Raw genomic sequence first — 12585 nt, forward strand, 5'->3', positions numbered from 1 at the left:
GTTGTTAACTCTTGTTGTGCTCGTGCGCCACGCATTACGTAACGGTTAGCCGCGTAGGATACCACCGTTTCTTGGCCGATTTGGTGAACTTTTCACTCCGGTAGCGGCAATGCGGTAGTATATTTGATTTTCTCCATGGCAAAACTCGAAGTAACGTCAATCAATCCCGGTATGCCATTCACCAGACGCTTATAAAAGCGATCAAAGCTTTTCATATCCGCCACCTGCACCTGCATCAGGTAATCAAACTCCCCGGCCATGCGATAAAACGCCAGCACTTCCGGCATCTGGGCGGTAAGGTCGACAAACTGCTGATACCACTCGCGGCTGTGCTGTTGGGTTTTCAGCATCACAAACGCCGTCAGCCCCAACCCCAGTTTCTCATTATCCAGCAGCGCGACCCGCCCGCGAATATAGCCCTCATCCTCCAGCCGCTTGACCCGTTTCCAGCACGGCGTCGAGGTCAGATTTACCGCTTCGGCCAACGCCTGCAGCGATAAGGTGCAGTCCTGCTGCAACATACTCAGCAATTTACGATCCGTTCTATCTAACATTTAGCCACCCTGGAGAAATATTTTCCCTCATTTGGCCGACAGACAGGAAAAATAGCAATCTTTTTCTCTGGCTATCCACGTAATGTATCTGATGCCACGATATTTACCGACAGGACGCTGAGATGGATAACACGCTGAGAAATACCGGAATCATTATTATCCTGTTTACCCTGGTCGCCCTGACCTGGGGCACCACCTGGATGGCGATGAAGATCGCCGTTGCCACCGTTCCGCCTATTTACGCGACCGGGCTGCGTTTCCTTGCAGCGTCGCCGCTGTTGCTGCTGCTGGCTTACTTTACTCGTACGCCGCTGCTGTTTCCCAAAGGCAGCCGCGGATTCCAGCTATTGGTCTGCCTGGCTTACTTCGCTATTCCCTTTACGCTCATGATTTACGGCGAGCGCTACGTCAGTTCTGCGCTGGCCTCCATCATCTTTGCCAATATGCCCGTCGTTGTGTTGATGGCTTCGGTACTGCTGCTGGGAGAGCGCGTGAGCATCGCGCAGCTGATCGGTCTGATCGTCGGCGTGGCCAGTCTGTCCGGTATTCTGTGGCAAGAATCCACCGCCAGCGGCGAAACCCGCTGGCCCGGCGTGGTCGCCCTGCTGGCGGCGGTGCTGATCCACGCGGTGATGTACGTGCTGAGTAAAAAGCGCGGCGAAAAAATCTCGGTGCTGACCTTTAACGCGTTGCCCTGCCTGGGCGCCGGCATTCTGCTGTTTATTGTCGGCTATGTCACCGAAAAACCGGACAGCGCCGCGTTTACCAGCGCCTCACTGCTATCCGTGGCCTATCTCGGCGTGGTGGCCGGCGTCTTCGGCATCATGGCCTACTTTGCCCTACAGCAAAAAGCCACGGCGTTTCAGGCCTCTTTGGTGTTCCTGGTGTTTCCGCTGATTGCCATCGCCGTCGAGAAAGCGGTCGATCACACCACCATCAGCACCACCTCTCTCTGGCTGCTGGCGCCGCTGCTGGCCGGCATCCTGCTGACGCTCTACAGCGCCAAAAGTGCAAAACCGGTCAGCAGCCTGCGCAAACTGGAAGCGTCATCGCAACAATAAAAAAAGCCGGGTAGCGAACTACCCGGCCGGCTGCAAGGGGAACGTCCGCTATACGGGGGTATAAGGAACGTGTGGTGAACGCAGCCAATGTGCCAAATAGTGGGCCACCGCCTGGGTTTCGCAGTGGCCGATAACCGGTAACTGGGGCAATAGCGCCTTAAGCTGCGGCAGCGCATTGCCCATCACTACGCCATGTCCGACCGACGCCAGCATCTCCTTGTCATTCATCGCATCGCCGAACGCCATACACTCATCCAGCGTTACGTTCAGGTGCCCGCTCAGCAGCGCCAGCGCGCTGCCCTTGTTGCAGCCAGCCGGCAGCACCTCCAGACAGTCATAAGCGGAAAAACACAAATCTACCTGCTCGCCAAAATAGACCCGCAGGCGCCCCAGCAGCGACTGCAGCTCCTCATGCTCGCCGACAAAACAGATTTTGCTGTTGCCAAACGCCGGCAGGCGCCGCGGGTCAGTCAGCTGATAACCGAAACCGCTCAGATGGTGCGCCTGCAGCATCGCCGGGGTTGCCGATTCGGTCAGCCAGCCTTCATCGCGAAAAACATGCATCCCGGCGGATGTCTGCCAGTGGCTATGGATAACCGCTTCGGCAATGTCCGGCGGCAGGTCGGTAGCCTGTAAACATTGACCGTGCCGATCGTAGATGCGGGTGCCGTTGCCGGTGATCAGAAAGCCCTGCAGACCCAGCTGCGCCATGATGGGTTGCACATCAAGATAGTGGCGGCCGGTGGCAAAGGTCACGGTTATCTGCCGCGCCACCAGCTGTTTCAGCACCGCCAGCGTTTCCGGGCCGACTCGGTGCTCCGGCGTCAGCAGCGTACCATCCATATCGAAAGCAGCCAGGCGATACATAAGAACCTCGATCATATGCAGAGAATGACAATGCCTGCAGTATGTGATGGTATTTACGGAAGTAATAGTGAACAATTTATCAAAACCGTTCCGGATTTATCGCCATGCGTCTGATTCATCGCCTCAGTCAGTATCAACGCCTGTACCAACAGCTGGGCAGTGAGCCGGCGGCCGTCACCATGGCGCAGCTGGCGGCGCTGTTTTACTGCAGCGAGCGCCACGCCCGCACCCTGGTGCAGCAATTTCAGGAGCAGGGCTGGCTCAGCTGGCACTCACAGGCCGGCCGCGGCAAGCGGGCACGGCTGCACTGCCTGAAAACGCCTGACGAACTGCGCGCCGCCTTGTTACAGCAACTGCTGCAGCAGGGCGATCACCAAAACGCGCTGGAGCTGGCCCGTTTAGATCCGCAGCGTCTGCAACAGTTGCTTGCGCCGCATTTGGGCGGCCAGTGGCAGGCGGGCAGCCCCACTCTGCGCATCCCCTACTATCGTCAGCTGGAATCCCTGGATCCGCTGGCGCTCAGCGGCCGCGCCGAACAGCATCTGGCCTCAACGCTGCATGCCGGCCTGACCCGCTTTATCACCGGCAATCCGCAGCCCCAGCCGGATCTGGCTCACCATTGGCAGGTTGAAGGCGACGGCCTGCGCTGGCGTTTCTTCCTGCGCAGCCAACTACGCTGGCATAACGGCGAACCCATCACCGGCCAACAACTGCTGCAAACGTTGGAAAAGCAGCGCCGGCACCCGCGCGGCCAGGCCAGCCTGGCGAATGTCGCCGCCGTCAGCCTGCCGCACGCGTTGTGTCTGCAGTTCGATCTGCATAGCGCCGATTACTGGCTGCCCTACCGCCTGGCGGAGCTGACCTGTCTGATGACCCACCCGGACGATACCGCCATCGGCGCCGGCCCGTTCAAACTGGTATTGAATGAAACGCCGCTGGTACGTCTGGAACAGCACCCGTTCTACCACCTGCAACATCCCTATCTGGACAGCATTGAATACTGGATCACCCCAGAACTGCAGGCCGATGGCAATGGCAACACCACCAGCTGTCAACATCCGGTGCGCATCACCATCGGACAGCAGGAAGATCTGGCGCTGGCGCGCCCGGTGCAGCGCAGTATGAGCCTGGGCTGGTGCTATCTGGCGCTGAACCTGCGCCGCGGCGTACTGAGCGAAGCGCAGGGGCAAAAGCTGCTGATGCTGATCCAGCGCTCAGGGCTGCTGGCCGATCTGCCATTGCCGAACGGCGTTATCATTCCCAGCCAAGAGATGCTGCCCGGCTGGGGGATCCCGACCCATCAGGCCAGCGCCGATATCCCACTGCCAGCCAAGCTGACGCTGCTGTACCACCCGCCGGTTGAACTGGTCACGGTCACCGAAGCGCTGCAGGCGTTGCTGGCGGAACAGGGCTGCGAACTGGAGGTGCGTTATTTCTCCGGCAAGCGCTGGCAGAGCAGCGAACAAATTGCCCAGGCCGATCTGCTGCTGGCGGATAACCTGATCGGCGAAGCGCCGGAATCGACGCTGGAAAGTTGGCTGCGGCAGGATGTGTTGTGGCAGGGGATTTTACCGACCCATCTCTGGCGGCATCAGCAGCAAACGCTGCTGCGGATCCAGCAATATCCGGACGAGCAGAAGCGCATCAGCGAACTCAAAAGCTACTACCAGCAGTTGATGACGTCCGCCATCATCACCCCGCTGTTTCACTACCAATACCAGATCAGCGCGCCGCCGCGCATGCAGGGCGTAACGCTAACCGCGCATGGCTGGTTCGATTTCGGCCAGGCGTGGCTGCCGCCGCCGTTGATCTAGCCCCGCCCCTACGCTGTTTTCCACACATCTGTTACCATTACGTTTCATCTTTTTGACTCCCCGAGTGCGTATCGGGCGGGCTATGGCAATGGAAGGTTTATTCTATGAAACGCGCAGTCGTTGTTTTTAGTGGCGGGCAAGACTCCACGACCTGCTTAATTCAAGCCTTACAGCAGTATGATGAAGTTCACTGCGTCACGTTCGATTACGGCCAGCGTCACCGCGCGGAAATCGATATCGCCCGTGAGCTGTCGCAGTCACTGGGCGCCAAGGCGCATAAAGTGCTGGATGTCGGCCTGCTGAACGAACTGGCCATCAGCAGCCTGACGCGCGACGATATCCCGGTGCCGACGTTTAGCGCCGAGCAGGACGGGCTGCCCAGCACCTTTGTGCCGGGGCGTAATATCCTGTTCCTGACGCTGGCGGCGATCTACGCCTATCAGGTCGAGGCCGAAGCGGTAATCACCGGCGTGTGTGAAACCGATTTTTCCGGCTACCCGGACTGCCGCGACGAGTTTGTCAAAGCGCTGAATCAGGCGGTAGTGCTTGGCATCGCCCGCGATATCCGTTTTGAAACGCCGCTGATGTGGCTGAACAAGGCTGAAACCTGGGCGCTGGCCGACTATTATCAGCAGCTGGACCTGGTGCGTCAGCACACGCTGACCTGCTATAACGGCATCAAGGGCGACGGCTGCGGCGAATGCGCCGCCTGTCACCTGCGCGGTAACGGCCTGCAGCAGTATCAGGATAACCGTACGGCGGTGATGGCCGAGCTGAAGCGTAAAACCGGCCTGGTCTGAGCAATAGCGACGGGCGGCGCCCCTGCCGCCCTCTTTCGCGTTTACAGCGTCTGCAGTTTTTCCCGTAGCTCACCTTCTATCGGCAATGCACGCTGAGTGGTCAAATCCACGCAGACAAACGTCACCAGCGCGTCCGCCACCTGGGCGCCATCGGCATCCCGGGTAATTGTCTGGCTCAATACGCCGCTCTTGCCGTTCAACTGCTCCAGCCGGCCCTCTACGCACAGCTTATCGCCCAATACCGCCGGCGTACGGTAATTAATATTGATATTCACCACGATGAACGCGATATTGTTGGCCACCATCCAGCGGAACTCTTCACGGTGATCCAGCCAGTTCCAGCGCGCCTCCTCCAGAAACTCCAGATAGCGGGCATTATTAACGTGCTGATAAACATCAATGTGAAAACCGCGAACGTTGATATAGGTTTGCATAGTGAGAATGTGCTCCAGCCTGGTAATCGCCAAACGGGACGGGCGCCTTATCGACCCCTGCCGTTATTATTATAGGCCGCACCAACTGGTACGACCTGTAAAATGTAGCAGAGGAAAACGGCCGCCGAGCTTTTTTGCCCTGCGGCCGCGATCGGGATCACATTCTCAAGCGCTCCCGGTTTCTCTCCAACAGCGCCAGACCGATGCCCGGCACCTCCTGCAACTGTTCAATATCGGTAAACGGCCCATTTTGCTCACGATAGCGGACGATCGCCTCAGCCTTCTTCAGGCCAACGCCGTTCAGCGTATCGGCAAGCTGCTCCGCGCTGGCCTGATTGATACTGACCGTCGCCTCCTGCCCGGCAGCCGTATTGCCCGCAGCCTGCGGCTGGGTGCGCGCCGCCGCCGAGGTCTGAACCACCCCCGGCTTTTCCGCTGCGGCCGCCGTTAGTGATGGGATAACGCACAGCACGGCACTCAGCAGCGCGCCGGCGAGGGTTTGATGGCGTGCAAGCGCCAGATTTAAGGTTAATGACATAGCTGTATCCTCCTTGTGTTGTACAGCCCGCCCACCTTGCGGCAAACCCCAAACGGCGGCAAACGGTAAACCGCAGATATGGAAAAGGCCGCGAAAGCGGCCTTTGTCAGTTACATCAGTTTGCAAAGAAATGCGGGGCTTATTGCGGCTGTTGCTCCGCTGCGCCCATTTTGATCTTGGCGTCCTTACGCAGATTCGCCAGCAGGGAATCGAAGGTTACGCCAACCGAACCTTCCTGCATTTTATCGCCGAAGGCCTTCATTTCTTCCGCCGACAGCGAACCAGGCTTGACCGTATCCAGCGCGATCAGCACCACGTTGTCCTGGCGGTCCTGCGACATGCCGTACACCGGCTTGCCCTGCTGCGGATGCGGCAGCGCAAAGACGCTCTCTTCCAGCTGCGCACCCTGCCCGGAACGGGTCATCTTCTGCTCCGCGCCAAAGCTCAGGCCGGCCGCTTTCAACGCCTCGTCACCTTTGCCCTGTTTCAGCTCGGTCAGCAGTTTCTCGCCCTGCAGTTTGGCCGCCTGCTGCGCCTTGTTGCGCTTCACCAGTTCGGCAACGCGCTCTTTCACCTTGTCAAACGGCTCAACGCCTTCCGCTTTATGGCCGGTGACGCGCACCACGAAGGCGCGGTCGCCCTCAACGGTGATCACATCCGAGTTGCTGCCCGGCGTGCCGTTCTCACCAATCAGCGAACCGTCGAAGACCGCCTGCACGACAGGTTTGAAGTTCAGCTCTGCCGGGATGTTATCGCGGGTAAACCAGCCGGTTTGCGCCGCTTTAACGCCCGCCGCTTCTTCTGCCGAGGCCAGCGATTCGTTATCGTTGGTCGCCGCTTCACTTACTTTCTGCTGCAGCGCAAAGTAGGCATCCAGCGCTTTTTCCTGCTTCACCTTGGCGGCAATTGCATCACGCACTTCGCTCAGCGGCTTCAGCTTTTCCGCTTCGATATCGTTCAGACGCACAATCAGGTAGCCCACGGATGACTTCACCACGCCGGAAATCTGGCCTTTTTCGGTCAGATTGGTCTGCTTCAGTTCGTCTGCGGTGGTATCCGGCTCCAGCCAGCCCAGCTCGCCGCCGTTGCGCTTGGAGATGATATCGGTGGACTTCTCTTCCGCCAGCTTGGCGAAGTCTGCGCCTTTGTTCAGCTCATCCAGCACCGCTTTGGCTTCCGCCTCGGTCTTCAGCTGGATAACGCTGTAATTCTTGCGTTCCGGCTGGCCGAAGCTGCTTTTATGCTGCTCGTAATAGCCGCTGATATCCGCATCGCTGACCGTGACCTTGCTTTGCATCGCCGCCGCGTCCATCGGGATATAGCTCACCTGCACCTGTTCAGGGGCGATAAAGCTGTTTTTGTTCTGGTCGTAATAGGCTTTAAGCTCATCATCGCTCACGCTCTGCTTGGCCTGCAGCGCTTTGAGATCGATGGTCGCCAGGCGGATGTCACGCTCTTGCAGCATCAGCGCCGCCATTGCGTCAGACTCGGCCGGCAGCACAAAGCCGGAATGGCCGAACGCCTGAATAAGCTGCTGGTTCACCAGCTGCTGACGCATGGACTGCGCATAGTTGTCCGCGCTGTAGCCCATACGGGTAATCAAATCGAGATACTTGGCGTTATCAAACTGACCGTTGGTCTGGAAGTAAGGCGCTTTGCGGATAGCGTCCTTGACCTGGTCGTCGCTGATGCTGAGACCCAGCTTTTTCGCATACTGGTCCAGCAGCGTTTCATCGATCAGCTGAGACAGCGTCTGACGACGCAGCTGCTGCATGTAGCCTTCGTTGCCGGCCAGCGCCGAGAACTGATCGCCCAGCTGCTGCTGCATGCGGCTACGTTCGCTCTGGAAAGCCTGTTCCAACCTGGCGCGTTCGATCACCTCGCCGTTGACTTTCGCTGCATAATCGCCGGAACCGCCGATCAGGTAGTTACCTACCCCGGTCAAAACAAATGACAGAATGATCAGGGCCAGGATAATTTTGAGCACGACGTGGTTAGCAGCCGCGCGTAAACTGTCCATCATAGTGTGACAACACTCCGCTGTGATGTGGATTGACAACCCTTGTGGCAGGCTTCCCTGCGACAAAAATAAAAAAAGCGCATCGGTGCGATGCGCCTTGTATCTTACCTTACCAGCTTCGTTGCGTCAGGTGATTGTTTTAACACAACCCCCGATGACGGCAACCGGCCAGACGCTGCAATCAGTTTACCGCGTCTTTCAGCGCTTTACCTGCGCGGAAGGCCGGCACTTTGGCAGCAGCAATTTTGATCTCTTTACCTGTCTGCGGGTTGCGGCCGGTGCGGGCTGAACGCTCACGCACGGTAAAAGAACCGAAACCAACCAGAGCAACGTCGTCCCCTTCCTTCAAGGAGTCGGTAACGGATGCGATAATCGCATCTAAAGCACGTCCAGCTGCCGCTTTGGAAATATCAGCACCTGCGGCAATTTTGTCGATCAGTTGTGACTTATTCACTCTATCATCCCCTCTAGAATTCTCTCGTCGCACCGAAAAATCCCTACGGTATGCGACAGCGCAGCTGTTATATCAATCCCGTCGAAACTTGGCAAGCCGCCAGCGGTAGCGCGGCTAACGCCAATCGACAGTGATCTAACTTAGCGGGACAAAAAAACGCTGGCAAGTCCGAATTGACCTGCCAGCATAAGTTTTATCAATGTATTTTGCGATACGTCACTATTTCGCCGCTACCGGCTGGGCGCCGAAGGCCGGATTCTGCAGGGCAATCTCCAATACTTCATCGATTTTCTGCACCGGATGGATTTCCAGATCGGCGATGACGTTATCCGGGATCTCTTCCAAATCACGTTTGTTTTCGTAAGGGATCAATACCGTTTTAATGCCGCCGCGATGCGCCGCCAGCAGTTTTTCTTTCAGACCGCCAATCGGCAGCACCTGGCCGCGCAGCGTGATCTCACCGGTCATCGCCACATCAGCGCGCACCGGGTTGCCGGTCAGGCAGGAGACCAGCGCGGTGCACATGGCGGTACCGGCGCTTGGGCCATCCTTCGGCGTCGCACCTTCCGGCACGTGCACGTGGATATCGCGTTTTTCATAGAAATCGGCGTTGATGCCCAGCTTCTCGGCGCGGGCGCGCACCACGGTCAGCGCAGCCTGAATCGATTCCTGCATCACCTCACCCAGAGAACCGGTGTAGGTCAGTTTGCCTTTACCCGGCACGCAGGCGGTTTCAATGGTCAGCAGATCGCCGCCCACCTCCGTCCACGCCAGACCGGTTACCTGGCCCACGCGGTTTTCGGTATCCGCACGGCCGTAATCCACACGCTGTACGCCGAGGTAGTCTTTCAGGTTGTCACCGTTGATTTCGATATGCTTGAGCTTCTTGTCCATCAACAGGGTTTTGACCGCCTTACGGCACAGCTTGGAGATTTCACGCTCCAGGCTACGCACCCCGGCTTCACGGGTGTAGTAACGGATGATGCCGATAATGGCGCTGTCGTCCACCGTCAGCTCGTTCTTTTTCAGTGCGTTGCGCTCGATCTGCTTCGGCAGCAGGTGTTGCTTGGCGATGTTGAGCTTTTCGTCTTCGGTATAACCGGACAGACGGATCACTTCCATACGGTCCAGCAGCGGCGCCGGAATATTCATCGAGTTAGAGGTGGCGACGAACATCACGTCGGACAGATCGTAATCCACTTCCAGATAGTGATCGTTAAACGCTACGTTCTGTTCCGGGTCCAACACTTCCAGCAGCGCCGAAGCCGGATCGCCGCGCATGTCGGACGACATCTTGTCGATCTCATCCAGCAGGAACAGCGGGTTCTTCACCCCGACCTTGGCCATTTTCTGGATCAGCTTGCCCGGCATGGAGCCGATATAGGTGCGGCGATGCCCGCGGATTTCCGCTTCATCGCGCACGCCGCCCAGCGCCATACGCACATACTGACGGCCGGTCGCCTTGGCAATCGACTGCCCCAGAGAGGTTTTACCCACCCCCGGCGGCCCCACCAGACACAGGATCGGCCCTTTGATTTTGCTGACGCGACTTTGCACCGCAAGATACTCAAGGATGCGGTCTTTCACCCGCTCCAGGCCGTAGTGATCGGTATCGAGCACTTCCTGCGCCTTGACCAGGTCTTTTTTCACCTTGCTGCGTGAGCTCCACGGCACCTGCAGCATCCAGTCGATGTAGCCGCGTACCACGGTGGCTTCGGCCGACATCGGCGACATCATTTTCAGCTTCTGCAGTTCCGCTTCGGTTTTCTCGCGAGCCTCTTTCGGCATTTTCGACGCGTCGATCTTGCGCTTCAGCGCTTCATATTCGTCCGGCGCGTCGTCCATTTCGCCCAGCTCTTTCTGAATGGCCTTCATCTGCTCATTCAGGTAGTACTCGCGCTGGCTCTTTTCCATCTGTTTCTTGACGCGATTACGGATGCGTTTTTCCACCTGCAGCAGGTCGATTTCCGACTCCATCATCGCCATCAGATATTCAAGGCGTTCGGAAACGTCAGACATTTCCAGCACCGATTGTTTATCGGCAAGTTTCAACGGCATATGCGCAGCGATGGTGTCCGCCAGGCGCGCCGCGTCGTCGATGCTGTTCAGCGATGTCAGCACCTCCGGCGGGATTTTTTTATTCAGTTTGATATAGCCTTCAAACTGATTGATCGCGGTGCGTACCAGCACTTCCTGCTCGCGCTCATCGATGGCCGGCGAGTCGAGGTATTCCGCCTGTGCGGCAAAGTGTTCGCCGCTGTCGGACAGCGTGGTGATGCGCGCGCGCTGCAGGCCCTCCACCAGCACTTTTACCGTACCGTCCGGCAGTTTCAGCATCTGCAGAATGGACGCTACGGTGCCGACGGAAAACAGGTCGTTAATGTCAGGTTCATCCGTTGAGGCCTCTTTCTGTGCCACCAGCATGATCTTTTTATCGTGATCCATTGCGGCTTCGAGGCACCGAATCGATTTTTCCCGGCCAACAAATAACGGGATCACCATGTGCGGATAAACCACCACGTCGCGCAACGGCAGGACAGGGATTTCAATGCGTTCGGAACGCTCAGGGTTCATAGAGCTCTCTCTTAGTTTAATTTCCGCCAGGATTGAGGGGGAATCTCATGAGACGCAGGCAATCAACGTTTCATAAAACCATTTATTGAGTATATGGGGATAAATCTCTGACATTCAACGGCAAGAATGCAGGAAAAAAAAATGGGGGATAAAATCCCCCATTTTACGATTAACCTGATGGTTTGGCTGGCGAATTATTCGCCGGATGCCTGCGCTTCCGGCTTACCGTAAATCAGCAGCGGTTTGGACTGGCCGTCAATCACCGACTCGTCAATCACCACCTTGTCGACGCTTTCCAGCGACGGCAGATCGTACATGGTATCCAGCAGCGCGCCTTCTACGATAGAACGCAGGCCGCGGGCGCCGGTTTTACGCGCCATGGCCTTCTTGGCGATGGTATTCAGCGCTTCATCGCGGAACTCCAGCTCGACGCCTTCCAGATTGAACAACGCCTGATACTGCTTGGTCAGGGCGTTTTTCGGCTCTTTCAGGATCTGAATCAGCGCTTCTTCGCTCAGCTCGCTCAGCGTTGCCACCACCGGCAGACGGCCGATGAACTCAGGGATCAGACCGAACTTGATCAGGTCTTCCGGCTCCGCCTGCAGCAGCAGTTCGCCTTCGGTTGCCTTTTCAGACTCGCCCTTCACCGTCGCGCCGAAGCCAATACCGGAGCTGGTGTTGACGCGCTGGCCAATCACCTTGTCCAGGCCGGCGAATGCGCCGCCGCAGATAAACAGGATCTTGGAGGTATCAACCTGCAGGAACTCCTGCTGCGGATGCTTGCGGCCGCCCTGAGGCGGCACCGCGGCGACGGTGCCTTCGATCAGCTTCAGCAACGCCTGCTGCACGCCCTCGCCCGACACGTCGCGGGTAATCGACGGGTTGTCAGACTTGCGGGAAATTTTATCGATTTCATCGATATAGACGATGCCGCGCTGCGCTTTTTGCACGTCGTAGTCACATTTCTGCAACAGCTTCTGGATAATATTCTCCACGTCCTCGCCCACGTAACCGGCTTCGGTCAGCGTGGTGGCGTCGGCCATGGTGAACGGCACATCCAGGAAGCGCGCCAGCGTTTCCGCCAGCAGCGTTTTGCCGCTGCCGGTCGGGCCAATCAGCAGGATGTTGCTCTTGCCCAGCTCGATACCGTTGCTGGTATCGCCGTTGCGCAGACGCTTGTAGTGGTTATACACCGCAACCGCCAGCACTTTCTTCGCCTGTTCCTGGCCGATAACATAATCATCCAGGTGGTTGCGGATCTCGTGCGGCGTCGGCAGCGCACTGCGCTCACGATGCGGGGCAACTTCTTTAATCTCTTCGCGAATAATGTCGTTACACAGGTCAACACATTCATCGCAGATATACACTGACGGACCGGCAATCAGCTTACGCACTTCATGCTGGCTTTTGCCGCAGAAAGAGCAGTACAGCAGCTTTCCTGAACCGTCTTTGCGCTTATCTGTCATCAG

11 protein-coding genes are annotated in these 12585 nt (G+C 57.6%); 3 read left to right on the forward strand and 8 right to left on the reverse strand.

The window, feature by feature from the left end; translation table 11 throughout:
* Positions 1-92: 92 nt before the first annotated feature.
* Positions 93-554 (reverse strand): Lrp/AsnC family transcriptional regulator, encoded by a 462-nt coding sequence (locus tag HF675_RS18260; protein ID WP_105230027.1) that lies wholly within the window; start codon positions 552-554, stop codon positions 93-95.
* Between the two features lie 122 nt (positions 555-676).
* Here HF675_RS18260 and HF675_RS18265 point away from each other — a divergent pair, with 122 nt between their 5' ends.
* The gene (locus tag HF675_RS18265) at positions 677-1615 is read left to right on the forward strand and encodes a DMT family transporter (protein ID WP_105230026.1); all 939 of its coding nucleotides are present in this window, start codon (positions 677-679) and stop codon (positions 1613-1615) included.
* Positions 1616-1663: 48 nt separating this feature from the next.
* Here HF675_RS18265 and cof read toward each other — a convergent pair whose 3' ends face one another.
* Complete coding sequence (gene cof, locus HF675_RS18270; protein ID WP_187043543.1) at positions 1664-2482, reverse strand: HMP-PP phosphatase; 819 nt, start codon at positions 2480-2482, stop codon at positions 1664-1666.
* A gap of 104 nt (positions 2483-2586) precedes the next feature.
* Between cof and HF675_RS18275 the strand changes: the two genes are divergently transcribed.
* Both HF675_RS18275 and queC read left to right on the forward strand, forming a co-directional pair.
* Positions 2587-4296: an SgrR family transcriptional regulator gene (locus HF675_RS18275; protein ID WP_111737628.1), complete on the forward strand. Its 1710-nt coding sequence runs from the start codon at positions 2587-2589 to the stop codon at positions 4294-4296.
* Positions 4297-4400: 104 nt separating this feature from the next.
* Positions 4401-5096 (forward strand): 7-cyano-7-deazaguanine synthase QueC, encoded by a 696-nt coding sequence (gene queC / locus HF675_RS18280; protein WP_105230023.1) that lies wholly within the window; start codon positions 4401-4403, stop codon positions 5094-5096.
* Positions 5097-5137: 41 nt separating this feature from the next.
* On the opposite strand, the gene HF675_RS18285 is transcribed toward queC, so the two are convergent.
* The 6 genes from HF675_RS18285 to clpX all read right to left on the reverse strand — a co-directional run bounded on the left by HF675_RS18285 (position 5138) and on the right by clpX (position 12582).
* Positions 5138-5530 (reverse strand): thioesterase family protein, encoded by a 393-nt coding sequence (locus tag HF675_RS18285; RefSeq protein ID WP_105230022.1) that lies wholly within the window; start codon positions 5528-5530, stop codon positions 5138-5140.
* 157 nt (positions 5531-5687) lie between these two features.
* On the reverse strand, positions 5688-6068 hold the full coding sequence (locus tag HF675_RS18290) for a helix-hairpin-helix domain-containing protein (protein WP_105230021.1): 381 nt from the start codon (positions 6066-6068) through the stop codon (positions 5688-5690).
* 139 nt (positions 6069-6207) lie between these two features.
* Positions 6208-8091: a peptidylprolyl isomerase gene (gene ppiD, locus HF675_RS18295; RefSeq protein ID WP_187043544.1), complete on the reverse strand. Its 1884-nt coding sequence runs from the start codon at positions 8089-8091 to the stop codon at positions 6208-6210.
* Between the two features lie 178 nt (positions 8092-8269).
* On the reverse strand, positions 8270-8542 hold the full coding sequence (gene hupB / locus HF675_RS18300) for a nucleoid-associated protein HU-beta (protein WP_004954599.1): 273 nt from the start codon (positions 8540-8542) through the stop codon (positions 8270-8272).
* Positions 8543-8761: 219 nt separating this feature from the next.
* Positions 8762-11116 (reverse strand): endopeptidase La, encoded by a 2355-nt coding sequence (gene lon, locus HF675_RS18305; protein ID WP_105230019.1) that lies wholly within the window; start codon positions 11114-11116, stop codon positions 8762-8764.
* Positions 11117-11310: 194 nt separating this feature from the next.
* Entirely contained in the window at positions 11311-12582 is a 1272-nt protein-coding gene (clpX, locus tag HF675_RS18310) for an ATP-dependent protease ATP-binding subunit ClpX (RefSeq protein ID WP_105230018.1), read from the reverse strand.
* Between the last annotated feature and the right edge of the window lie 3 nt (positions 12583-12585).

The sequence above is a fragment of the Serratia sp. JUb9 genome (genome assembly GCF_014298095.1).
Classification (GTDB): domain Bacteria; phylum Pseudomonadota; class Gammaproteobacteria; order Enterobacterales; family Enterobacteriaceae; genus Serratia_B; species Serratia_B rhizosphaerae.